General features: G+C 50.1%; 24 protein-coding genes and 1 pseudogene. All 25 read left to right on the top strand.

Annotated features, from left to right (window positions below):
• A partial coding sequence (fliN, locus tag ACYC56_RS03325) for a flagellar motor switch protein FliN (protein ID WP_461372759.1) occupies positions 1-1,007 on the top strand: 1,007 nt, incomplete at its 5' end.
• A gap of 278 nt (positions 1,008-1,285) precedes the next feature.
• Positions 1,286-2,104 (top strand): hypothetical protein, encoded by an 819-nt coding sequence (locus tag ACYC56_RS03320; protein WP_461372758.1) that lies wholly within the window; start codon positions 1,286-1,288, stop codon positions 2,102-2,104.
• Between the two features lie 271 nt (positions 2,105-2,375).
• Positions 2,376-2,501 carry a hypothetical protein gene (locus tag ACYC56_RS03315; RefSeq protein WP_461372757.1) on the top strand — a complete coding sequence of 42 codons (126 nt, stop codon included), beginning with the start codon at positions 2,376-2,378 and terminating at the stop codon, positions 2,499-2,501.
• A gap of 580 nt (positions 2,502-3,081) precedes the next feature.
• Complete coding sequence (locus ACYC56_RS03310; RefSeq protein ID WP_461372756.1) at positions 3,082-3,726, top strand: LysE family transporter; 645 nt, start codon at positions 3,082-3,084, stop codon at positions 3,724-3,726.
• Positions 3,727-3,873: 147 nt separating this feature from the next.
• Entirely contained in the window at positions 3,874-5,043 is a 1,170-nt protein-coding gene (locus ACYC56_RS03305) for an ABC transporter substrate-binding protein (RefSeq protein ID WP_461372755.1), read from the top strand.
• A 231-nt stretch (positions 5,044-5,274) separates the two neighbouring features.
• Positions 5,275-6,681: a tRNA lysidine(34) synthetase TilS gene (gene tilS, locus ACYC56_RS03300; RefSeq protein ID WP_461372761.1), complete on the top strand. Its 1,407-nt coding sequence runs from the start codon at positions 5,275-5,277 to the stop codon at positions 6,679-6,681.
• Positions 6,682-6,769: 88 nt separating this feature from the next.
• Positions 6,770-7,348, top strand: a complete 579-nt coding sequence (hpt, locus tag ACYC56_RS03295) for a hypoxanthine phosphoribosyltransferase (protein WP_461372754.1) — start codon at positions 6,770-6,772, stop codon at positions 7,346-7,348.
• Between the two features lie 157 nt (positions 7,349-7,505).
• Entirely contained in the window at positions 7,506-9,431 is a 1,926-nt protein-coding gene (gene ftsH, locus ACYC56_RS03290) for an ATP-dependent zinc metalloprotease FtsH (RefSeq protein ID WP_461372753.1), read from the top strand.
• A gap of 197 nt (positions 9,432-9,628) precedes the next feature.
• Positions 9,629-10,192: a GTP cyclohydrolase I FolE gene (gene folE, locus ACYC56_RS03285; protein ID WP_461372752.1), complete on the top strand. Its 564-nt coding sequence runs from the start codon at positions 9,629-9,631 to the stop codon at positions 10,190-10,192.
• Positions 10,193-10,220: 28 nt separating this feature from the next.
• Positions 10,221-11,420 (top strand): dihydropteroate synthase, encoded by a 1,200-nt coding sequence (gene folP / locus ACYC56_RS03280; RefSeq protein ID WP_461372751.1) that lies wholly within the window; start codon positions 10,221-10,223, stop codon positions 11,418-11,420.
• Positions 11,421-11,446: 26 nt separating this feature from the next.
• A complete protein-coding gene (gene folK, locus ACYC56_RS03275) occupies positions 11,447-11,935 on the top strand; it encodes a 2-amino-4-hydroxy-6-hydroxymethyldihydropteridine diphosphokinase (RefSeq protein ID WP_461372750.1) in 489 nt (162 codons plus the stop codon).
• Between the two features lie 57 nt (positions 11,936-11,992).
• A pseudogene (gene nadA, locus ACYC56_RS03270) lies at positions 11,993-12,925 on the top strand (quinolinate synthase NadA); the annotation flags it as partial.
• Positions 12,926-12,940: 15 nt separating this feature from the next.
• A complete protein-coding gene (nadB, locus tag ACYC56_RS03265) occupies positions 12,941-14,548 on the top strand; it encodes an L-aspartate oxidase (protein WP_461372749.1) in 1,608 nt (535 codons plus the stop codon).
• Positions 14,538-15,404: a carboxylating nicotinate-nucleotide diphosphorylase gene (nadC, locus tag ACYC56_RS03260; RefSeq protein WP_461372748.1), complete on the top strand. Its 867-nt coding sequence runs from the start codon at positions 14,538-14,540 to the stop codon at positions 15,402-15,404. The genes nadB and nadC overlap by 11 nt, the downstream gene beginning before the upstream one ends.
• Positions 15,397-16,038 carry a DedA family protein gene (locus ACYC56_RS03255; RefSeq protein WP_461372747.1) on the top strand — a complete coding sequence of 214 codons (642 nt, stop codon included), beginning with the start codon at positions 15,397-15,399 and terminating at the stop codon, positions 16,036-16,038. Before nadC ends, ACYC56_RS03255 begins: the two co-directional genes overlap by 8 nt.
• Positions 15,995-16,987, top strand: a complete 993-nt coding sequence (locus ACYC56_RS03250; protein ID WP_461372746.1) for a biotin--[acetyl-CoA-carboxylase] ligase — start codon at positions 15,995-15,997, stop codon at positions 16,985-16,987. The genes ACYC56_RS03255 and ACYC56_RS03250 overlap by 44 nt, the downstream gene beginning before the upstream one ends.
• Positions 16,988-17,064: 77 nt before the next feature.
• Positions 17,065-17,598: a biotin transporter BioY gene (locus ACYC56_RS03245; protein ID WP_461372745.1), complete on the top strand. Its 534-nt coding sequence runs from the start codon at positions 17,065-17,067 to the stop codon at positions 17,596-17,598.
• The gene (locus ACYC56_RS03240) at positions 17,573-18,640 is read left to right on the top strand and encodes a DUF1284 domain-containing protein (protein WP_461372744.1); all 1,068 of its coding nucleotides are present in this window, start codon (positions 17,573-17,575) and stop codon (positions 18,638-18,640) included. The genes ACYC56_RS03245 and ACYC56_RS03240 overlap by 26 nt, the downstream gene beginning before the upstream one ends.
• Positions 18,641-18,744: 104 nt before the next feature.
• Positions 18,745-19,512 carry a type III pantothenate kinase gene (locus ACYC56_RS03235; RefSeq protein ID WP_461372743.1) on the top strand — a complete coding sequence of 256 codons (768 nt, stop codon included), beginning with the start codon at positions 18,745-18,747 and terminating at the stop codon, positions 19,510-19,512.
• A 191-nt stretch (positions 19,513-19,703) separates the two neighbouring features.
• Entirely contained in the window at positions 19,704-20,861 is a 1,158-nt protein-coding gene (locus tag ACYC56_RS03230; protein WP_461372742.1) for a S1C family serine protease, read from the top strand.
• 150 nt (positions 20,862-21,011) lie between these two features.
• Complete coding sequence (locus tag ACYC56_RS03225) at positions 21,012-21,611, top strand: transcriptional regulator (RefSeq protein WP_461372741.1); 600 nt, start codon at positions 21,012-21,014, stop codon at positions 21,609-21,611.
• On the top strand, positions 21,550-22,455 hold the full coding sequence (locus ACYC56_RS03220; protein ID WP_461372740.1) for a quinate 5-dehydrogenase: 906 nt from the start codon (positions 21,550-21,552) through the stop codon (positions 22,453-22,455). Before ACYC56_RS03225 ends, ACYC56_RS03220 begins: the two co-directional genes overlap by 62 nt.
• 44 nt (positions 22,456-22,499) lie before the next feature.
• Positions 22,500-23,579 carry a shikimate dehydrogenase gene (locus ACYC56_RS03215; protein ID WP_461372739.1) on the top strand — a complete coding sequence of 360 codons (1,080 nt, stop codon included), beginning with the start codon at positions 22,500-22,502 and terminating at the stop codon, positions 23,577-23,579.
• Between the two features lie 446 nt (positions 23,580-24,025).
• A complete protein-coding gene (gene greA, locus ACYC56_RS03210; RefSeq protein ID WP_461372760.1) occupies positions 24,026-24,520 on the top strand; it encodes a transcription elongation factor GreA in 495 nt (164 codons plus the stop codon).
• Positions 24,520-25,098: OB-fold nucleic acid binding domain-containing protein (locus tag ACYC56_RS03205; protein ID WP_461372738.1), on the top strand; the 579-nt coding region annotated here is incomplete at its 3' end. The genes greA and ACYC56_RS03205, both read left to right, overlap by 1 nt.

Raw genomic sequence — 25,098 nt, 5'->3', positions numbered from 1 at the left:
GCGAAATTTGTGATTTGATCACCGCATCCTTGGCGAAATCCTTAAGCGAGAAGCTTGGCTCTGATGTGGGAATGGATCCCTCTGCAGTCGACGTGATCGGGTTTAGTGATATCGGAAAGTTCCTGACAGCGCCCATCTTGCTTATCCAGCTTAACAGCGGGTCGGCGTTAGAGGGGCAGTTTTTCCTTTATATCAGCGGTGATGGGCTCCCCAAGGTGTTCGATCTTGCGATTCCGGATGAGGCCAAGGAAGTAGGGGCCGATGATGAGGTGATTCTTGAAGGTTTAAGGGAGATAGCAAACACCGCGGTCTCTGAAGCCATGACCAACTTTGCGGAAAGCATGGGCCATACTATAGACTGTGCGGTAATCGATACTATCGTGTTGCAGGATGAGTCGGGTTTTGAGAGCATCGGATTCTTGTATCCAGAGGGCCAATTGCTAAACGTGGTAGCGACGTTGACGCTACTGGACAGCTCCGTAAATGCCGGCTTCTTACTACCGCTCGGTCTTAGCAACCAAATCATCGACCTTCTCTTAAACGAGCAACCGGTTATGGAGAGTGCTGCACCGATCATCAACGAGGAAGACATCGGAGGGCTCGACCTTGCCGAAATTCCAGAGGTGAATTTCGGTTCGGATGAGATCGTAAGTGCACCCGTGATTGAGACGGAAGCGCCGCCCCAGGTGCGGGATATGCAACCCGCGAAATTTGGGTCTCTAAGTGAGGGGGAGGTAGCTGTCGCAGGCAACAGTAATATCTCGCTTTTGCTTGATGTGACGCTGGATGCAGCGATTGAGCTGGGTAAAACGCAGATGACGATTGAAGAGATACTGCGGCTTGCCAAAGGTTCCGTAATCGAGCTCGATAAGCTGGCGTCCGAGCCGGTTGAGTTTTTGGTTAATGGGAAGACGATTGCCCGAGGCGAAGTGGTTGTCATCGATGATAATTTCGGTATAAGGATAACCGAGATTGTAAGCCCAAGGGTCAGGCTTGAAAGCCTTTAATTATCCGGTCTTTATGTTGGACGGGAGAAAAGTCATATAGTTATTGCACGAAATGCCGATACCTTAAAATGAGGAAGGGCTCAGACTCTCATCTAAAAGCTCTCCTTCAGGGTTTCCGGTTTGTCCTGCTGCCGAGCTCTTCCTCCCCCTTTTTTTAGCCACTCCATTGAACCTAAAAGTACTGTTAATTACACCTTTCATGTTCTAAAATCGATGTAAGCCTCTAGAGCGGCCTTATAAAGCATAGTTATCAATCGGTGATTTTCGGGTAATTTGATATGAGTACTGAGAAGCATACATCGGAAGAGTTCTCTCTTAGCACTTCGAGGGCGATTACAGTTGCGAGCGTGCTGGTGATGGCAATAATCCTCGGGGTTATCATCTATAAGAACGTGGCCACTAAGCTTAAGACAGAGGCGATCTATACCGAGGCCCTAGAAGATCGGGATCGCGGTGACCTGGTGAGCGCCAAGAGAAAGCTGGCGGATATCGTAAGAACAAACCCTTCTTTTAAGGATGCAAAGGATCAGCTTGCAGATGTCAAGCAGCGAATCAATCCCGGCATGGGAACCTCTCCACCTTCAGAACATGGCCGCATCAGCCGCGAGAACGCTGTGAAGCTAAGTAATGAAAATGCTGAAGGCGGTTCCGGTGCAGTTACTCATCCGGGGGATACCGGCTCTCGCCCCAAGCTCAAATTTCCGCAGAACGGTGCGGATGAACCAGCTAAAACCACACTGCCTTCAGCGATTGAGGGGTTTAAACTGGTTTCCGAGAAGTCGACAAAAGATGTAGTATCCCGGGTGTATGAACCGAAAGACGCCGACAGTAAAGTCACAACCGTAACTGTCGCGATAAAAGAGCATGGTGATGAGCAGAAAGCGTCCGATGCGCTTTATTCGATTAGATTTAAGTATAAGCGTGGTCAGCAGCTCTGTTGGGTAAACGGGCGCATGGCGTATTTCGGCTATGACGGCCAGGGTCTCTCTATCCTGGCATGGTACGAGGGAGGGGAAACGGTCGAGATCGAGGCCCAGGGGAAAGATCCAAAAATCGGGCAAATAGGTGTTCTTATGGATATTGCCCGTGAGCTTTAAGGCATCAACCGCAACCCGGTGAGCTGGCGCTATTGCATAGTAGCAGGTATCCGAGTGTGACCCGAGAATCTGCTTGTGGCAAGCACCTTCTTAAACTCCCCGCTGTAGCGGTTATCAGTATTTATACTTGCCTTAATTCAGTAAAAATAGGGATTTACTTATTGACACGTACTAAGCGTTTATCTACAATAGTAAGTAACAATAATTTCAATGTTCTGTAGACATGATCATTGAACAGGGAGCATAGGTACACACAGGGGGACATTGGGGGATGTCAGGAAATGTTATGGGCCACAAGATTAAGAACTTTGCGATCATTATCTTTATTGTCTTCTTTATAGTGCTCGTGTCGGTTGCCGTCGTAATTACCGAGCAGGGCTTAAAGGTACGGATGTAGACGGCGGGTTCCTGCACGGGTTTGCTAATTTCCACTATTCCTACCGCACTTAAAGTAACCCAAAGAATTGCCGTATAAGCTATCAATTATATCGCTAACCTATAGGCTGGTAAAATATGCTAACTGGGGCTGGTAAAATATGCCATTGCATGGTATAGTATTACCGGATACTTGTTATTTCCACCTGTGTTTTGGTTGGGGGTGTTAGGTGAACGTATACAGCCTGAAAGGGCGCAAGAAAAACATCTGCTCCGATTTACGGAGGTGTCCGGCAAGTCACTACCATAGTTGTGTCGCATACAAGAAGGGATTGAATTGCTGGGAGGAACAGAATGTGCCCTGTTGCAGAAGAAACGATAAAGGCCGCTGCTCTTCATGCACGCTTTTTTGTGCAAACCTAGTCGGAAGCACATCGCAAGTATATCCGCGAACGATACGACTTTAGCTTTTGACGTGTCTGCAGAATAAACCTTCTTGATCGGCGTACCTCTTTATCCTTTACTCTTATAAAAGTTTCAGACCCCTTAAGTCGCTTGCCATTCGCAGGGGCTTCTGCTATGTTTTTCATCTACTAGAGGGTTTGGAGGAAAAGCTGGAACTCATCGTCATTTTTTCGACCGCGTTGGCCATTGCGCTATCGGGGGCCATGGTGCCCGGCCCACTTCTTACTGTAACCATTGGAGAAACGGTGAAAAAAGGCCAGAAAGCGGCTTTTTTGTTGATTCTCGGACATTCGATTCTTGAGCTGCTGCTGGTTATCGGTTTTACCCTTGGTCTTTCCACGCTGCTTAATAACCTAAGCATCATCAGGACAATAGGGATACTTGGGGGGAGCTTTTTGCTCTGGATGGGCTACGGTATGGTCATGGATACGTATCGGGGGAGGGTCTCGCTCTCTCTTGAGGCAGGCCAGGAGCAGGCCAGATTCGGCCCGGTCGTGCAAGGAATCGCTACCAGTATCTCAAATCCCTACTGGACGTTATGGTGGGCAACCATTGGCGCAAAACTGGTCCTGGATTCATTAAAGCATGGGTGGCCCGGCTTGACCTCATTTTATCTAGGGCACATCCTCGGTGATTTCTTTTGGTACGGTGCGGTCGCTTACATTATTGTAACCGGGAAGAGATTTGTAACTGATCGCATCTATCGGGGCATACTCTTTGCTTGCGGGCTATTCTTGGTTGTGCTTGCTACGACATTTATCTTTAACCTGCCTCTTTTCTAGTTTAAGGGGGTTATCTTTATTGACCTAAACTTTGACTTATACTACTGCTGAGCGTATTATTATGGCGAAACGCAATTAACCCTGCGGTTGAATGAACATATGGCTTCGTAAAGTACGTTTATCAAGCTAGATTGACTAGGAGGCATTGTGTCAAAACGGTTATTCTCTCTCTCTTTTGCTATCATTTCTCTTATTATTATCTCTTTAACGCTTTCCCTGTCTGGTTGTTCTAAGCCGGTACCCCCGCAAGGTGCTTTTGAACAAACCGTAAAGATAGGCCTGATTTTGCCGCTAAAGGGAGATTATGAGAAATACGGTACGCTCTGCAAAAACGGTATCGATTTAGCGGTTGATGAGATCAATGCAAGGGGTGGTATCGATGGTAAGAATCTGGAGGTAATTCCGGGTAACGATACCTCAGAACCTAAACTTGCAGCAAGCATAGCCCTGAATTATGCCGAGGTGCAGAAGGTATCCGCTATTATCGGGCCTTATACCTCGCAATCAGCTCAAATGGCTGCTCCAATCTCCAACAGGACGGGAGTGCCGATGCTTGCTATCCGCGCGTCGGAAAGTAATGTAACGAGAATAGGCAAAGAGATTTTTAGGGCCTGCTATGTGGATACGTATCAGGGAACCCTGCTGGGACGCTTCGCCGGGCAGAACCTTAAAGTGAAAAAGGCTGCTGTAATATATAACAGTGGTGATGAGGACGCTAAAACACTTGTGAACAATTTTAAGCGGGAGATCGAGAAATACGGCGGCAAAGTCGAGACTATTCAATCGTATACAAATAATACGACTGATTTTACGTCGCAGGTGAGCGAGTTGGAGAAAGTGAAACCGGATGTGGTATTGCTTCCCGATTTTGAAGACAAAGCCGGTCAGATTATAAAAAAAGCGGCGGCGATGGGAGTTAAGACTACATACCTTGGCACCGAATTCTGGAATGTGGAGCAACTGATTAAGATCGCCGGACAAGCGGCTGTCGGTAGTTACTTCAGCGATCATTTCTCGCCGGAAGACCCCGATCCGGAAACGCAAAGATTTGTGGACAGTTACGAAGGGGATTACGGGATTAGGCCCGGTCCTTCAGCAGCGTTGAGTTATGATGCGGTGTTGCTTGTTGTTGAGGCGATGAAGAAGGCGGATTCGACGGATCCTGGAAAAATAACGAATGCTTTGGCTTCGATTAAGGGTTTTAAGGGTGTTTCCGGAACGTACACCTTTGATGCCGACAGGAATCCAGTTAAGGGCGGAGTTATCCTAAAAGTGCTGGCTGATGGCCAGGCGTTTGAAAAAAGAATTGAACCGTAGACGGCATATAGCTTTAGTATGATGTTAAAAGTAGCCTGGTGATCATCGGGCTACTTTTTTATTTGAACCGGTACGTCAGAGTTAAACGCGGGCGCGGCTTAAGCGATGGTATCGATCTATCTCTGCAGACATAGAAAACTTGGCAAATAAGGTCAATGAGACTATACTTGAGATGAAGATTGAGGATTGAGTTAAGGCCCGTAAAGGGTCATTTTTTATTATGTCTGGGTGATGCAGTTGGTCGACGCTTGGTTTTTCGACCGTGTTCTGACCACAATTCAAAAGTATCATATGCTCAGTAAGGGCGATAGCGTGCTTGTGGCGGTATCCGGTGGCCCGGATTCGGTAGCGCTGCTATATTTCTTAAAACACATCGAGCCACTCTATGACCTCCGGCTTCATGTCTTTCATCTCAACCACAAGATACGTGGCGCAGAAGCTGATGAGGATGCTGAATTTGTTGCCGCACTTGCCGCCCGGCTCGATATACCGGCAACGCTTGAAAGCTACGACGTACCGGCGCTGATGGAGCGGGAGAGATTGTCATTGGAGGAAGCCGCTCGTGAGGCTAGGTATAGACTTATGGACCGGCTTGCGGTTGAGCTTAAGGTCGACCGGATCGCATTGGCACATCACGCTGATGACCAGGTTGAAACGTTTCTGATGCGCTTGATACGGGGTGCCGGCCTGGAAGGACTGGCGGCAATGCAGCCGGTAAGAGGCATCTATATACGACCGTTTATCGAGGTGAGCAAGGAGGACATTCTGGGGTATATCCGGGATAATGAACTTGCTTATCGGGTCGATGCATCAAACGAGGACCTGTCGATTCTGCGAAATAGAGTGCGCTCAGACCTCGTACCTCTTCTAACAAGCTATAACCCGCAGTTCAAAGGGTCGCTTCTCAAGACGATCGAGATAGTCAGGGAGGACCAATCCCATTTAAGCGAGCTTACTGATGGGGTATTTGATCTGCTGGCTGAGACCGGCGACGGGATTGTCAGAATTGAGATGCAGCCGTTGGAGGCACAGCCGCTCTCCCTTAAGCGACGTCTTATTCGTAAATGCATCAAGTGGGCGAAAGACGATCTGCGTGGTATCGAGTTCAAGCATATAGAAGCCATAGTGGATGCATTGCAAAATGTTCCGGTGCGATTTGAACTCGAGCTGCCCGGGGGTATTGTCGTATTTGCTGAATATGAGTACTTGGTGTTTGCGAGAAAACAGCTGTTCGAGGGCCCTCCGTTGAAACCGGTGAAGCTAATAGTGCCGGGAATCACGCCAGTTGGGCTTCTTGGTATAGAGATAGAAGCGCAGTATCATGCCGCCGGCGATATAGTATTTGAGGGTGATGGGGATGTAGCTCATCTTGATGCTGATAGAATTCCCGCAGAGCTTAAGATTCGCACCCGAAAACCGGGAGACTTTTTCGTGCCGTTTGGTATGATGGGAGAGAAGAAACTGCAAGATTTCTTCGTTGATGAGAAAGTCCCAAGAAGACAACGGGACAAGGTGCCAATAATTGCTGCAAACGACCAGATTATCTGGGTAGCGGGATTTCGCATCGATGAGCGTTTTCGCGTTACGGCTCAGACAAAGCGGGTACTGGTGTTGCATCTGAAGTCGCAACGGCGGTAATCGACATCACTTTATTCAAAACCTATTGGTTTTTTTCGGATGTAATTGGTGATATAGAGTAGTAAAGATACATGCGATTGGAGGAACGATGGAAGCAAACGTAACCGATCGGGTTTTATCTGATGATATTGAAGATGTAATAGTATCAGAAGAGCAGATCAAACTGAGAGTCCGGGAGCTCGGTCGGCAAATAAGCGAGGATTATAAGGGCAAAGATCTAATGCTTGTAGGTATTTTGAGGGGCGCGTTCGTGTTTCTTGCCGACCTCATAAGGCAGATGGGTGTCTCAGTCGAGACCGACTTCATTGCCATATCAAGCTACGGATCGGCCTCGACAACATCGGGAGTCGTGAGAATATTAAAAGACCTTGATGATGATATAGCCGATAAACATGTGCTGATAGTGGAAGATATTCTTGATACCGGCCTCACCCTGAATTACCTGATCAAGAACCTGAGTTCGAGGCGGCCGGCAAGTCTTGAGATATGTTCATTCATCGTCAAAGAAGGGAAGCAAAGGGTTCCGATACAGCTGAAATATTCGGGGTTTACTGTACCGAACACGTTTGTGGTCGGGTATGGCCTCGACTATGCACAGATGTATAGAAATCTTCCTTTTATAGGAACATTGAAACGTTCTGTGTATGAAGATGATGGGATAGTATAGAGGCATATAAGAGTGTGTAATAAAGAGTGTAATAGAGAGTGTAATAGAGAGTGAATTTGTAAGAGCACTGGGGAGTGTAATAGTGGGTGTATAAAATTGTTCAGAGTTATTAAGTGTGGTAGCATTTCAGTTATGAAACAGATGAGGAGGAGCTTGTTTGAAAAGGCTTTTTAGAAGCGCCGGCTTCTGGTTTTTAATACTCTTAGTGATTGTTTTGCTGGCAACGACGGCTCTCAAGCCCACAGCGAAACCGGATCAGCCGCAATATACCGATTTCATTAGGCAGGTTAACCAGGGGCATGTAGCCAAAGTTGTAATGTTTGACAAGGATCACAGGATCGATGGGCAGTACAAGGCCGATTTTAAGAAGGGCGGTGATTTTTCGCTCTACTATCCTTCACAGGACGATAAATTGGTCCCTCTGCTTTTGACCCATAACGTACAGATAACATCCGACCCGCAAAAAGAGACGGTGTGGTTATCGATAGCGTTGAATTTTTTGCCGTTTGTTCTGATCCTGGGCATCTGGTTGTTTATGCTCCAGCAGATGCAAGGTGGCGGCAACAAGGTGATGTCGTTTGGCAAGAGCAAGGCTAAGCGCCTCACCAAGGATTCTCCGCGGGTCACGTTTAAGGACGTTGCGGGTGTCGATGAGGCGGTCGAGGAATTGCGCGAGATAAAGGAGTTCTTGGCCAATCCATCCAAATTCCAGGCGCTTGGTGCGAAGATTCCAAAAGGTGTTCTACTCTACGGACCTCCGGGATCCGGTAAGACGCTTTTGGCCAGGGCCGTAGCAGGCGAGGCCGGAGTGCCGTTCTTCTCGATAAGCGGCTCGGACTTTGTCGAGATGTTCGTCGGTGTCGGTGCATCGAGGGTGCGCGATTTGTTCGAGCAGGCCAAGGCGAACTCGCCTTGTATCATCTTTATGGATGAGATCGATGCCGTCGGTAGGCACAGGGGTGCCGGTCTCGGCGGAGGCCATGACGAGCGTGAGCAGACACTCAACCAATTGCTGGTCGAGATGGACGGCTTTGATATTAAGGATAACGTTATCCTTATCGCGGCGACCAACAGGCCGGATATTCTTGACCCGGCGCTCTTGCGTCCGGGCAGGTTCGACCGCCAAATCGTCGTCGACAGGCCGGACCTTAATGGAAGGCTGGGGATTCTTAAAGTCCATACCAAGGGTAAGCCGCTCGCCAAGGATATCGATCTCGATGTTCTTGCCCGCAGGACTCCGGGGTTCACCGGTGCGGATTTGGCGAACTTGGTGAACGAGGCGGCGTTGCTTGCAGCCCGTCACGGTAAAAAAGAGATCGACATGTTGGAGCTTGAGGAATCCATCGATAGAGTTATCGCAGGTCCTGAAAGAAAGACCCGCCTGATAAGCGAGAGAGAGAAAGAGATTATCGCCTATCATGAGGCCGGGCACGCGTTGGTGGCGCATACGCTTGAGCACACCGACCCGGTCCACAAGATATCGATTATCCCGCGCGGAAGGGCGCTTGGGTACACCTTGACGCTCCCGACCGAGGATAAGTTCTTGGTATCAAAATCGGAGCTAACCGATAATCTTGCCGTTTTTCTTGGCGGACGGGTTGCGGAAGAAATGGTCTTTGGCGAGGTTACGACGGGTGCGCACGATGACCTGGATAAAGCGACGAAAGTTGCCCGCCAGATGGTGTGTGAGTATGGCATGAGCGAGAAGCTCGGGCCGCTCACCCTTGGCCAGAAGCAGGATCAGGTATTCCTGGGGCGCGATTTCTCTTCACATCCGGATTATAGCCAAGAGATCGCTTATGAGATCGATAAAGAGATCAGGCGTATGGTCGATGAGGCGTTCAAGAGGGCCAAGCAAATATTGACCGAGAAAAAAGTAATTCTCGATCATATTTCGCACGGTCTTATCGATAGAGAGACGCTTGAAAAGGGCGAGTTGCAGTTGATTCTTGACGGAAAAGAGTTACCTCCAAAAGAACTCGTCGATAGCGAAACGACCGGGCCTGCCAAAGAGCAGAAACCGGCGGCAAAGGGCAAGGACGTGCTCGATATACCCGGTAAGCTAAGGCCGGTCGAAGGCTAGGGCTGCAAGACCTAGCTATAATAATTAGCACAAGGATTATATGATTCGAACATAAAAGGCCACGTTTACGTGGCCTTTTTTTGCTTCACATATTCGCAATTCGCATGAATTATGACATAATATTCTAGTTAATCTGCAAATTACTTACTGGAAGAGCTTAGAGTGTACGATTTTTGAGCCTGAAAGGGGTTTCTTGTTTGGATAGGGAGAAGATTGAACAAGGGGTTCGCCTTATACTTGAAGGAGTTGGTGAGGACCTAAATCGCGAGGGTCTCCGGGATACACCGCGGCGTGTTGCGTCGATGTACGAAGAGATCTTGGGCGGTATGGATCAGGATGCGGTCGAGATCCTGAATGTGACCTTTGGCGAAGATCACGACGAGATGATAATAGTTAAGGATATCCCGATCTACTCGATGTGTGAGCATCACCTAATGCCGTTTATCGGAAAAGCACATGTCGCCTACATCCCGGGAGATGATGGTAGGGTCACTGGCATTAGTAAGCTTGCCCGGGTGGTGGATGTCTTTACAAAACGTCTGCAGGTGCAGGAGAGACTAACTACACAAATCGCAGATGCGATGGTGGAGGCGTTAAAGCCCAAGGGAGTTATGGTGATCGTTGAGGCCGAGCACCTCTGTATGACCATGCGAGGGGTAAAAAAGCCCGGTTCAACCACAGTGACCTCGGCGGTCAGGGGTCTTTTTAGAAGCCGCGGCGTTGCCCGGGCAGAGGCGCTGTCTCTCATAAAAGGTCAGTAAAAGGGGATTATTAAAGGGAGATATAGTAGTGAGGCCACGAGTTGTATGTATAGATAACCTCGAGGACGCTAGAATAATGCTCGCAGGGCTGGATGTCTCTCAGCAGGGCATCGATATCATGACACCTAAAGCCATCCATCGCATAGTCTCTATCTCGGATATCGATTCGCGCGCGGCAAATATCATAAAGCAGGAAATGCTCTCGCGTGGTGGCGAGGCCGCCGCACCCTGGGTTCTGTATAAGATGGACCTGCGAAGGGTGGACATGGTCCTCATGGGCACACTGCGTCAGTACGATGCGCTGTGTGCAAAGCTCGTTTTGCAGCCGTTCGGATTAAAAAAGCTTGCTCAGCAAATCAAGGATGCGCTTAGCAATTACGACAAACGCCCCCCGGTGATCGAGGCCGGCCGTTTTAGGCTAGATCTTACGGCAAAGACCACCATTATGGGCATTCTCAACATAACGCCGGATTCGTTTTCTGATGGCGGCCGGAATTTCGATTTCGCGGTAGCCGTCGAGCAAGCGAAGCGTATGGTTGACGATGGAGCCGATATCATCGATATCGGCGGGGAATCGACGCGCCCGGGGGCCGACCCGGTCGGGCTTGATGAGGAAATCAGGCGAACTATTCCGGTTATCGAAACTCTTGCAGGTGAGCTTGACGTTCCTCTCTCGATCGATACCTACAAACCCGAGGTTGCCAAGCGTGCACTTGATGCCGGGGCTACTATTATCAACGACATCAGCGGGTTGCGCGATGAAACGATGGTGGAGCTGGCCATCGAGCGGAACGTGCCGGCGATCATCATGCATATGAAAGGCACGCCGCGAGATATGCAGCAGAATCCGGTTTATGAAGACGTTGTCGCCGAGGTTGCCGCTTGGCTTGACACGCAAGCCCAAAACGTGATTGCAGCCGGGCTTCCCAGCGAAAAAATCCTGATCGATCCGGGAATCGGATTTGGTAAAACCCGTGATCATAACCTTGAGATCGTAAGGCGACTCTCTGAATTTAAGAGCCTCGGGTATCCGATCGTGCTTGGCACCTCTCGAAAAGCGTTTATTGGGGCCGTTCTTGATCTGCCGGCGGATGAGCGTGTGGAAGGCACGATAGCAAGCGTTGTCTATGGGATTACCCGGGGTGCTAATATCGTGCGCGTCCATGACGTGAAAGAAGTCGCGAGGGCATGCAAGCTTGCCGACGTGATTATTGCGGGAGCGGAATAAGTGGTGGCAGTGAGTGGTGGTATGATGTGGCAAAAGCGTTTCTAAGTCTTGGGTCAAACCTCGGCGATCGCGGTATGCAGTTAAGGCAAGCCGTTCGCGCAATCGCCGGTCACGAGGCAATCGACCTGGTGAAAACCTCTTCGGTTTACGAGACCGAACCGGTTGGGGATGTGCCGCAGCAGAATTTTTATAATATCGTCATTGAGATTACAACAGATCTTTCACCCCATGAGCTTCTTGAAGCGGCTCACGCGGTTGAGGGGAGCCTTAATAGGAAACGGGAGCTGCATTGGGGACCCAGAACCATCGACGTTGATATCCTTCTCTACGACAACGCACTAATCAATGAAGAAGACCTTGTCATACCTCATCCAGAGATGTTAAAACGCGCTTTTGTCCTCGTTCCGCTTCTAGAGATCGAGCCGGACATCGTACTGCCTCGTGGAGGCTCAGCCCTAGATTATCTTCACGAAGTGGCAGGACAGAAGGTCGAAAAAATTGGCAGTTTAATGTGATGGCGTTATAATGAGCACGGAGAACAACGAGACGCAAGCGGCGATGAGGCCGTAAAATTTGTAAGAGGTGTAAGTGATTTGAGCTGCGATATAAATATGGTGAATGAGATACAAAGGTTAAAGAAGGAACGAAATGCGATAATACTCGCCCACAACTACCAGGTGGATGAGGTACAGGATATTGCCGATTTTGTTGGCGACTCACTTCGTTTAAGCCAGCAAGCGGCCGCCACCGATGCCGACGTGATAGTTTTTTGCGGTGTGCATTTTATGGCAGAGACGGCGGCAATTCTCTCGCCGACTAAAACCGTTTTGCTTCCGGACATCAACGCTGGCTGTCCTATGGCGGATATGGTAACGGCGGATGAGCTGAGGGAGTTTAAGGCTCAACACCCGGGAGCGCCGGTTGTGACGTATGTAAATTCGAGCGCGGAGGTAAAGGCCGAGAGCGATTACTGCTGTACCTCGGCCAACGCTGTAAAAATAATCGAGGCGATCGATGCCGACGAGATCATTTTTGTTCCCGACCAGCATCTCGGCCACTATGCGGCAACAAAGACTTCAAAAAACATTATTCTCTGGAAGGGTTTTTGCCCGACGCATCGCAGGATCACTCCAGAGGAGCTTAAGAAACAAAAAGAAGCCCATCCCGATGCAAAAGTGGTCGTCCATCCCGAGTCCCTGGCGGAGGTAATCGCGCTCGCAGACGACGCGGCAAGCACCGAAGGCATTCTTCGCTATGCTAGAGAAACGGATGCCAAAGAGTTCATTATCGGAACCGAGGTCGGGATATTGCACCGGCTGCGCAAGGAAAACCCCGACAAGGTGTTTTATCCCGCATTCGAGCGGGCCGTTTGTCCAAACATGAAGAGAACAACGCTTGAGAAAGTCCTCTTCTCTCTGCAGGATATGGAGAACGTGATCACAGTGCCCGAGGATATAGCAGCGCTCGCAAAACGCGCAATCGATAGGATGCTGCAGATCGTTTAAGAGAGATTAAAAAAGATGATTCCCAGGTATTTAGTTAATTTTAATACGGACAATATTGATAAAGTAGCAACCGATGTCGTAGTCGTAGGAAGCGGTGTGGCCGGTCTTTCTGCTGCGCTCGAGATATCCAAGCAATTCGACGTGGCCCTCGTTACAAAAAGCGAGCTGAAAGAAACCGCCACCTGGTACGCCCAGGGTGGGGTTGCGACCGCTGTCAGCCCGGAGGATTCTCCGAAGCTGCATCTAAAAGACACCCTCGAAGCGGGCGCCGGTTTGTGCGATCGGGAGGCCGTCGATGTTCTCGTAAACGAGGCTTCGGATCGTATCGGTGAGCTGATCCGGCTCGGAGCGAAGTTCGATTGGCAGGGCGATCACATCGGGCTCTCACGAGAGGGCGGGCACCGCCTGGCCCGAATTTTGCACTCAGGCGATGCTACCGGCAGCGAAATCGAGGCAACGCTTATACGCACGGCCGAAGCGTGGAAAAGCGTCCAGGTATTCGAGAACAGGTTCAGCCTGGATGTGCTGGTAGAGAATGGACGATGTGCCGGGATCATCTGCCTTGACGAAGCCACGGGGCGGCTTGTCGTTCACTTTGCAAAAGCGGTTATTCTCGCTACGGGCGGGGCTGGACAGTTGTTTTCCGTTACCACGAGTCCTACGATTTCAACCGGTGATGGCATCGCAATGGCATATCGCGCCGGAGCGGTAGTCACCGATATGGAGTTCATGCAGTTTCATCCGACAGCGCTTGATAAAGATGCAATGCCCAGGTTTCTCATCACCGAGGCCATGCGTGGTGAAGGGGCGTACTTGAGGGATTGTAATGGTGAGCGCTTTATGGTCGGCAAACACCCCCTGGCCGAGCTTGCGCCAAGGGACGTGGTGACCAGAGAGATGGTTCGCGTGATGCACCGTTGTGACGATAGCCCGGTCTATCTCGATGCGACTCACCTCCCTAAGGAGAAACTGAAAGAGCGCTTCCCGAATATATGGGCGCACTGTCGTGAGAAGGGCATTAATATCTCAAAGGACTTTATCCCGGTCAGGCCGGCGGCGCATTACACGATTGCCGGCGTTAAAACAGACCTGGATGGCCGCACCACTATCCCGGGCCTCTATGCAACTGGGGAGACCGCATGCACCGGTGTGCACGGCGCAAACCGTCTTGCAAGCAACTCGCTTCTTGAGGGCCTTGTCTTTAGCAAACGGATCACCGAGACCGTAATCGCAAAACTCTCAGAAGAGGAGCAGGAGACGAATCCCGGTATTCACGTCGCATACGATTTAGACAGGCCGGATATCAAAGTCGATTTTAAGAGGGAGCGCCAGTGGCTTCAGAAACTTATGACGGACTATGTCGGAGTCGTTCGCTCAGAGAGCGGCTTAGAATATGCAATCTCTCAACTTGATACTAAACACGAGCTTCTTAAGGCCGGGTTTGTACAGTTAGAAGGATTTGAACTGCAGAATATGATCACGCTCGCCGGTCTCTTTGCGAGATCTGCGCTGGAGCGCAAGGAAACCCGCGGTGTTCATTGCCGGGAGGATTATCCCGAGCCGAGTAATGCATGGCTGCGTCACATCGAGCACCGTTTAACGGAGGATATCGTTGCGCTATAATACCTCGCTGGACAAAGAGATCGAGCAGGCGATACGAATAGCCATAGAAGAGGATTTCGGCACGTCGGGTGATGTCACCTCAAAAGCAGTCATCGGAAGCGGGGTCACTATGTATGCGCAGATGCTTGCTAAAAGCCCTGGGATAATCGCGGGCCTTACTGTCGCCGAGCAGACCTTTAAGTATCTCGACCAGAATATCGTGTTTACACCCCTTGTTTCAGACGGCGATTTTGTAGAGGCCGGCACGAGAATCGCCGAAGTCTCTGGAGATGCGCTGGCCGTCCTCGGGGCCGAGAGGACCGCGCTTAATTTCGTTCAGCACCTCTCAGGGATTGCAACACAAACCCGTACCTATAAAAATGAAATCGAAAGCTCCAGAGCAGAGCTTCTAGATACGAGAAAAACCACACCGGGGCTTCGCTACCTCGAAAAATATGCGGCTCGCACCGGGGGCGCAGTTAACCACCGCTACGGTCTTTTCGACCAGTTTCTTATTAAAGACAACCACATCAAGGCGGCGGGCGGCATCAAGAAAGCGGTGCTGAGAGCCCGCAGCTACAACCAAGACCTCAAAGTTGAAGTAGAGGCAGAGACCCTGGATGAGGTCAAAGAGGCCTTGGAAGCGGGCGCCGATATTATCCTGCTCGATAACATGGATATCAGCCTCCTTGGGAACTCGGTGGCAGTGATAGGTGACAAAGCGCTCACGGAGGCTTCCGGCGGTGTCACGCTTGCCACAATAGCCGCCATAGCCGCGACCGGCGTAGACCGCATCTCGGTGGGTGCCATAACCCAGGCGGCAAAACCTCTCGACATCTCGCTGGACGTTACGGACGGGTCGAAAGCCGATGAATGAGAGTCAAATATTTGACCTTCTAATCCGCTACTTTAATGCATACGGCTATTACATACTCTTTGCCATCCTGTTGTTTGAAAACCTTTTCTTGCTCGGGCTGGTAATTCCGGGAGAAACGGTGCTTCTCGTCGCCGCGGTATTTGCCGCGCAAGGTACGCTCAATATCGTCTATGTGATGATTACCTCGATAGTGGCCTCCACTCTGGGAAATATCGCGGGCTATTTTATCGGTAAGAAGGGTGGTCGTCCCCTAATCGAAAAGTATGGCGGGCGCTTTGTCTCGGCCGATAAAATCAAGGCTGCCGAGCGTTACTTCGACGAGCAAGGTCCAAAAACCGTGTTTATAGGGCGGTTCGCCGCCGGCATCAGGACATTTGTACCGCCTCTTGCGGGTGCATCCAATATGGGGTTTGGCAAGTTCTTCGGGTATAGCGCCGCTGCAATCATCTTATGGACACTCGGTATCGGCTTGATCGGGTTTTTCTTTGGCGAGAACTGGCCCTTAATTAAAAAGCTAGTGGGTAACTTTAGCCTGGTCGTGCTTGCTCTTGTGGTTATCTTTGTTATCTTCTACATAGTCAGGAGGAGACGTGGAGGGACGATCAACAGAGACGGCGGTAATAAAAGCGCTTAAAGAAAAAGATGGCGACTATATCTCGGGTGAGGATTTGGCCGCTCAATCGTCCGTCTCGCGCGCCGCAATCTGGAAGCATATCAAGAGCCTGAGGCAGAAGGGCTATGAGATAGAAGCCGCGCCGCGGCGCGGTTATCGTTTGTTGTCATCTCCCGATGAGCTTTTCGCCGAAGAGATCCTTTCCCATCTAGCGACCACGACGTTCGGTAGGACGATCGTCTACAAGGATATGGTCGACTCGACAAACCGTTATGCGAAAGCACTCGCCGAGAACGGTGAGGAGGAAGGAACCGTCGTTATCGCCAACGAGCAGCGGCAGGGCAAAGGGCGTCTTGACCGCAGTTGGGTATCCCCACCGGGAGGTATCTGGCTCTCGATAATCCTGCGGCCCGCCATCCTCCCACAAGAGGCCTCACGATTTACTCTTCTTGCCGCTGTTGCCGCAGCCAGGGCGATCGAGACAGTCGGTCTGAGCCCTGAAATAAAATGGCCCAACGATATCCTCATCGGCGAGAAGAAAGTGTGCGGGATTCTCCTCGAGCTAAGCGCTCAATCCGATCGAGTCGACTACCTGGTAATAGGCCTCGGGATTAATGCCAACAACGATATTGACACCATCCCCATCGATAGCCGAGACCACGTGATGGCTCTCGCAACTGCGCTGGGCAAAAAAATAGACAGACGCTCTCTTGTCGCAGCTTTGCTCCTTGAGCTAGAGAATTGGAGTGAGATCCTCCTCGCGGGGGGCTGGCAGGAGATTAAGGATGAATGGACGAAGCGCTGCAGGATGTTGGGCCGGCATATTACTTTGCGTATGCTGCACGGTGAGGTCGAGGGCGAGTTTGTTGGAATCGATCAATTCGGCGCACTACAGATACGGCTGCCCGGTGGGGACACCAAAACGTTTGCCGCCGGAGATGTGAGCGTCAAGAAACAACGCTTGACTTAAGACAACGCTCGCCTATAATTGTAAACCATAGATAATAATAAGGTTTACAATTACAGCTGGGGGAGGAAGGCGCTCTTATGGACACATCCGCGATGGTAAAAACCGGGCTTCTTGCCGCGCTTGCCGCTGTTGCCGCTCAAATAGCCATACCGCTTCCTTTTAGCCCCGTACCCATAACGTTACAGGTATTCGTTCCGCTGCTCGCTGGAGCGGTTCTGGGGCCCTTCTACGGAACCCTCAGCATGGTTATCTACGTGTTAATGGGGGCGATAGGGCTTCCCGTATTTGCCAAGGGCGCGGCGGGGCTTGGTGTTGTCATCGGCCCGATGGGTGGTGATCTTCTTGGTTTTATAGCAGCAGCCCTCATTGTTGGAATTATCGTCACAAAAATCGGAAATACTACCGGCAAGCTTATCGTAGCGATGAGCGCAGGTGTGCTGGTTATCTATGTATTGGGTGTTATTCAACTTGCCCTGATATCAAGTTTAACGCCGGTCCAAGCTATCCTGGCGGGGGCCGCCCCGTTTATCCTTCCCGACTTCATAAAGGCCGTAATCGCGGCTACTATCGCGAGGAGGATAGGATTTGCGACAGGTCGGGGCGATAGTTAGGCTTCGCCCGCATCATCTTCTCTGCACGCGCACGTTTGCCGGCTCGGGATATGATAAAAAGTTTGCCGAAATTATGCGCCGTGTTGTTGATGACTGCAACGTTGCGGGCCGGGGAATAAGCATCGTTGAAGGCCTCGATGATATATGTGCGGCATGCCCGCACAGCGATGGCTCCATGTGCCGTAAAAACCCACAGTTGGCAGCAGAGCTGGATGAACGCGTTCTTTCTGTTCTTGGGCTTGAGATGCGAGTGGTTTGCATCTCTTTGCCACAGGGCTTTACTCGACAATCAATAACTCAACCGATAGATGCAGATATCCGGATGCGGAGCAAACTTAAAAAAAGCTTGCATGCTATTTTCTTAGCAAGATATGATATAATTAAAAGGGGATTTTATCCCCAAATATCTATGGAAGTGACCAATATGGCTCTTAAAGATAAAATTGTAGCGGCGACCCCCATGACGCTTGAAGAGGCTATATTTTCAAGACGAACGGTGCGCAACTTCAAGCCCGATCCGGTGCCCAGGGAACTCCTGGAAAAGGTAGTCGAAGCCGGAATCGCCGCGCCATCGCCGCTCAATAGCCAACCCTGGAGTTTTGTTGTGGTGACAGGCGAGGTAAAGGATGAGCTTGTTAAAATCGTCCGTAAATTCCCGGCATACCTGGCGGATATATTGGCGCTCTACCCAAAAGAGCTATCTCAGTCTATGGATGAGCGGCAGATAGAAGAGTTTGCAAAAAATCTCGGAGGAGCGCCAGCCATAATCTTTGTCACCGTACCTAAGAAAACCAATAAGTACGCACATAAGGTGGATATTATAGCTTGCGCCGGTGCCATACAGAACATGCAGCTTATGGCCTGGTCGCTGGAACTTGGGGCGGTTTGCTTGACTTCGGCCCTATGGGTGGAATCGGAGATCATAAACTACCTTGACCTAAAAGGCCGGGAACTCGTTACCGTAATGCCGATAGGATATCGATTCTCCGATCCGGGACCACAACCACGGGACCACCTTACTACCACCTGGCTGGGATTTTAAAGAGACCCCATGCAGCACTCGTTGCACTTGCCAAAGCAAAGGGTTGGACGTATTATTTTTCTATCCAAGATTTTTTCAACGAGGTAATCTGATTGCAACTGCGCATGTTGCTGGTTATAGATATCGGAAATACGCATACCGTATTGGGCTGTTTTGAGCAGCGGCAGCTAAAGGCCAGCTGGCGTATTGCGACGCGCCGTGATGCGACGGCCGATGAAGCGGCCGTAATACTCTCCAATCTCTTTCACTTAAGCGGGTTTACCCTGGCGGATATCGGGGCCGTGGCGATCGCCTCGGTCGTGCCCTCACTTACCACATCATTTTTAGAGATGTCTACCGAGATGTTTAAAACCGATGCCCTAGTCGTGGGGCCCGAGACGGATACCGGGATACCGATTCTTTACGATAACCCGCAAGAAGTCGGGGCAGATAGGATAGCCAATGCCGTTGCCGGCTTCGAGTTGTACGGCGGTCCGCTTATCGTGGTCGATTTTGGCACCGCAACGACCTTCGACGCGATTACCGGAAACGGGGAGTATCTCGGCGGCTCGATTGCCCCGGGTATCGAAGTATCATCCGAAGCCCTATTTAAACGCGCTGCACGGCTCTCGCGGATCGACCTCATCAGCCCGTCGCGCGCTATCGGAAGAGACACACGCAGCAGCGTTCAATCAGGCCTTATTATCGGTACCGGCGGCATGGTCGACCGGATCGTCGAGCGTTTCGAAACTGAAATGGGCCGCCCACAGCATGTCGTTGCAACGGGAGGTCTCGCCAGGCTCATAGCCCCGGAATGCAAGCGTCTAACTGCAGTCGATCCTACACTCACACTTACCGGCTTGCAAAGGATTTTTGAAAGAAACCGGTCTTAACCAAACTCATCTTCTCTCACGATAACGGCCTTATATAACAACTTGCGTAATAAATTTCTCAGCAAATACTCAGCAAACTATGTAGTAAATTATTATGTAATTTACGTAACAGTAGATCGTGCGACAGACATATACCGAAGGTTTTTCAGAAAGGAAGGATGTTTGTGTGGAAGACGGCTTTAACTAGTTTAGTGTCAGCGGTAATAGGCGGGTTGTTGGTGTTTTTCTCTATGCAGGTGATGGCGCCGGTTGCCAAAGAAAAAGCCATCAGCCAGGTCGTCCAGGAATCAGGCGGTCAAAAAACAACCGAAGGGTTGACCGGAGGCGACATATACAAGCGTTTCGCCCCAGGTGTTGTGCATATAAAGTCGGTATTTACCGGTGTGAGGAGCGACTTCTTCGGGTTTAGCGTTCCCTCGCAGCAGGAAGCCGATGGTTCAGGTTTTATCGTCGACAAATCGGGCCTTATTGTGACCAATGCCCATGTGGTCCAGGACTCGAACTCCACGGCGAGCAAAATCACGGTGCTTATGGGTAACCAGCAAGAGGTGAGCGCCAAGCTTCTCGGTACCGACCCCAGCACAGATATCGCCGTACTAAAGATCGAGCCGCAAGGAAAGACGCTAAGGGTGCTTGATCTCGGCGATAGCTCGAAACTTCAAGTTGGCGACAACGTGTATGCGATCGGCTCGCCGTTCGATCTTGATGGCACACTAACGCAAGGGATTGTAAGCGCTATCAACAGGACGATCGATTCACCGAATCAACAATTTAAAATCAGGGGTGCCATCCAGACCGATGCCGCGGTAAATCCGGGCAACAGCGGCGGACCGCTCTTGAACGCATTTGGCGAAGTCATCGGCATAAACTCCCAGATCGCCTCGAACTCGGGTAGCTTTGCTGGTATCGCATTCGCTATCCCAAGCAACACGGTAAAAGAGATCGTCGGGCAAATTGAGAAAGGCGGAAAGGCCAGCCACCCGTGGATCGGTGTCGGCGGCATAGAGGTCAGTAAAGACCTGGCAAACCTTCTCAAGCTTCCGGTCGATCGTGGTGTTATGATAGCCCGGGTAGTACCGGGAAGCCCGGCTGAAAAAGCAGGACTGAAGGCCGGCAGCCAAAGCCTTGTTAATAGCCAAACAGGCCAGCAAATTCCCGTCGGCGGCGATATTATCGGTAAAATCGATACTATCGACGTTCTGACGATGGATGATATCTTAAATTTTATTGAAAAACACAAAGTCGGCGACCGCGTTACCCTCGAGGTATATCGCGGTAAAGACAAGAAGCACGTCACACTTTCGCTGGGCGAGCGCCCGCAGAATTTAGTACAGAGCTCGCAAGACTAGCTGAGAGCCAACACTCTGGTCGCAGCCAGGGGCCTCTTGGTTTGAAGGCAAGTAAGCCGTTCAAACCAAGAGGCCTTTCTTATTGAACTATCACTGCGCTTGGTTTAAAATGTGGTTTGAATGTACACAATATTGTGCACAAAGGAAGGTATGAGACTAGTAAGGATCGGCGACAAATTAGTCGACCGCGACCGGCTTTCGAACATTATCGCAGAGATACTTCATCGTCGTGCAGTGGGCGCAACACAGCAGGAAGTGGCCCTCTCGATGGGTGTTGAGAGGTCATTTGTGTCGCACCTGGAAGGCCTTGCCGAAGTCAGACGCGGCAATCGCATAGCGGTCATAGGATTTCCAATAGCAAACAAGGACGACATCCAGAATGTCGCTCAGGACTTTGCGGTTGACTTCGTCTACGTCTTAAGCGAGACCGAGCGTAAGGAATATGTGGGAAGAAAAAGCGGCGCCGAGATTTTTAACGAGTTGCTCGATATCCTTGCCAGCCTGAAGAACTACGACGTTGTTATATTCCTGGCCTCGGACAAACGCATCGCGACCATGGAAAAGATACTGGACCGAGAGATTATCGGTATACCGATCGGGAACTCGCCGATACGACGCGACCGAAAGGTCGACCCAAAAATGCTCTACGACGTTTTAGCTAACGTGACAGAAGGGAAGGAACTAGGCGATGAAGCATATAGTAAGCGCAAGTTTAGGATCTTCAAAAAGAAACCACAAGGTCGAGGTTAATCTTCTCGGAGAAGACGTATCGATAGAGCGCAGAGGGACCGACGGTGATTTCAATAAAGCCAAGGAAATGCTAAGGCAGCTCGACGGCAGTGTCGATGCCATCGGCCTAGGCGGCATCGATCTTTACCTGGTCGCAGACGGTAAGAAATACGTTATAAGAGATGCGCAAAAGCTCAGGTCGGTTGTCAAGCAGACGCCGGTCGTAGATGGAAGCGGCCTCAAAGATACACTCGAGCGCGAGGTCGTTCGCTACCTCGCAAATGAAGCGAAATTGCCGCTGGCGCAAAAGAAAATATTGATGGTGAGCGCTGTCGATCGCTTTGGCATGGCTGAAGCTCTCCACGAGCTTGGCTGCAAAATCCTCTTCGGCGACCTTATTTTCGGGCTCAACCTGCCAATCCCGATACATACGATGGGCTCGTTTAAAGTGCTTGCCAAGATGATATTGCCGGTCGTCACAAAAATGCCATTTAAGATACTCTACCCAACCGGCAGCAAGCAGGAAAAAGAGCCATCCGAGAGTTATGCCAAGCACTATCGGGAGTCAGATGTCATCGCAGGCGATTACCTTTTTATTCGCAAATATATGCCAAAAGATATGAAGGGTAAGTGGATACTCACCAACACCACGACCAAACAAGATGTCGACGATTTGCGCGAGCGCGGCGTGGAGCTGCTGATCACAACAACCCCTGTTTTTGAGGGGCGTTCGTTCGGCACCAACGTACTCGAGGCGGCCTTGTTATCACTTTTGGGTAAAACATGGGAAGAAGTAAAGCCTCAGGATTATTTAGATATTCTGAAAAAACTTGATTATAAACCCAGGATTGAAAAATTGAACTAACGATGCGTGGGCTTAGCTCTACGGTGTTTTATTAAGGAGAATGTATGGAGACCTTCGGCTTTTTAGTGCATCCGATGAATATTAACCATGTCACTAAGAAATATAAGATTGCGGACAAGATCAACCCAAAGGTTGTCGCAAGCGTTTTGAAACGTCGCAGGCCTTTTGTGATCTCTGAGATTACAGGATTGAAGTCGATCACTGGCAAAGAGGCGATGGGCTGGTTTATCATCGTACCGTTTCTCCCGCACCAGTTCTACGACCTCGACCAGGATTATGTGATAGAGAAGATCGTTAAAGCTTGCGAAATCGGGCGAAAAGAAGGCGCCGGCATAATCGGGCTCGGCGCGTTTACAGCCATTCCGGGTGATGGCGGCAGAGTGATCGCCGAGATGGCTAAAGTGCCGATAACTACAGGCAATACGTATACGGTTGCAACTGCGATCGAGGGAGCCGCAGAGGCGGCGTCACGCATGGATATCGACCTTGCCAGCGCGACGCTGGCCGTGGTAGGCGCTACAGGCTCGATTGGAACCGCGGCCGCGGATGTGCTCGCCGACAAGGTCAACGACATAGTGCTTATCGGGCGCGATCAGAAGAAACTGGAAAAGCTCTCCGAGCGCATCAAAACAAAAAACAAAAACGTTAAGACGTCCACTTCTGTCTCGTCCATTCGCCCGGCGGATATAATCATCACAGTAACCGGCGCAGCACATGCCGTTATCGAACCCGATGATGTAAAGTCCGGCGCCGTCGTCTGCGATGTTGCACGGCCCCGGGATGTCGCCGAGGTGCTCGTGAAGAGAAGAAAAGACGTCTTAGTTATAGATGGAGGCGTTGTAAAAGTACCAGGCAACGTCGATTTGCATAATATCTTGGATCTCCCTAAAGGAATAGCGCTCGCCTGTTTGGCGGAGACAATGATGCTTGCGTTAGAGGGCAGGTATGAGAGCTATACAATCGGCAAAGACATAAGCCTCGATAAAATAAATGAAACCATGACGCTGGCGCAAAAACATGGATTTAAGTTGGCCGGGCTTAGAAGCTTTGAGAAGAAACTCTCCGATGCCCAGATCAACAAGGTGCGTGAAAATGCGGGCATTAAGATGGCAGCCATACGATAACGTAGGAATTACGAATTTCGAATGTCGAATGATGTGGGTCGAGAACGAGGGCACCCCTCTTGAGGGGTGGAACTTAATTGTTTTCAATTCGAAATTCGTCATTCGAAATTCGTAATTTCCCCAGGGTTTCTGCCGATATAACTTCTAAGTTTTTGGAAATAAACTCGCATCCCCATTTAAAGTTTTTTTCGTTGCACAAATAGTTGATTTAATAGTTCATTTAATAGTCGGTATAATAGTTGATTTAATAAGTAATCTAACATTAATGCTGTCGTTCGACCGTGAATATTAGCAGGTTGGTTCTTGTTTCCCTGCAAAATCGCGGAATATTTTGACAAGTTAGGAGCATTTTCATATAATACGTAGCTAGTTCGCATGAAGCCAGCACCGTTGGGGAGTGCTTCTTACATGTAAAGGAGCGAAAGGTTTTGTCAGAGAAAGAAATAATGCTCACAAAAGAGGGTCACAATAAATTAATCGAGGAATTGCGTCATCTAGAAACGACCCGTCGCAAGGAAGTCGCTGCAAGAATCAAGGAGTCGATCGAGTTCGGTGATTTAAGCGAGAACTCAGAGTACGACGACGCCAAGAATGAGCAAGCCTTTGTTGAGGGTAGGATCATTCAGATCAATGATATGCTCTCATGCGCGAAGATCATTGAAGAAGCCGGCAACGGCAGCAAATCGAGGAAAGTCACAGTCGGCTTGTTCGTCTCACTGCTCGATCTCGAGTTTGGCGATGAGGAGGAGTACCAGATTGTCGGTTCGTTTGAGGCAGATCCAACCAATCACAAAATATCCAACGAATCTCCGGTTGGACGCGCTATAATGGGTAAGAAAGCAGGGGACGTCGTCCAGGTTCGCGTTCCAGAAGGATTCCTGGAATATAAAATCATTAAAATCAGACAGAATAATAACAAGGCGAAGACTGACGGAGAATAATGGCGAAGGATTCGGAAGTAGAAGTATCCGAAAACATAGAGAATGTAAATCAGCTTATGAAACAGAGACTCCAGAAGCTGGAAGAAATAAAAGCTTCTGGAGAAACTGCGTTTAAATCTAAATTTACGCGCACGCATCTTCTTGCTGATGTTATCCACGCATACTCCGAGATCGAACCTGGCGAGAACACCGGTCAGCAGATCACGGTAGCCGGGCGTATTATGGCTATCCGTAGGCATGGCAAAGCGAGTTTCATGGTGCTCAAGGACCGCACCGCGAGCATCCAGTTGTTCCTCTCACTCGGGACGCTTGGGGAAGAGAATTATAAGAAGTTCCTCGATTATGATATCGGCGATATCGTTGGCGTCACTGGAATAGTATTTAAGACCAGGCGCGGTGAGCTTTCAGTCGATGTAAAGGACTTTACACTGCTCACCAAATCGCTGCGGCCGCTTCCCGAAAAATGGCATGGCTTAAAGGATGTCGAGACCAGATACCGTCAGCGGTACGTAGACCTTATTATCAACCCACATGCACGACAGACGCTTTTAACCAGGGTCAAGGTGGTCAAGGCGATT

It is taken from the genome of Candidatus Aquicultor sp. (assembly GCF_054640775.1).
Note: the sequence above shows the minus strand (reverse complement) of the source record. Positions and strands in the feature narration are given on the sequence as shown.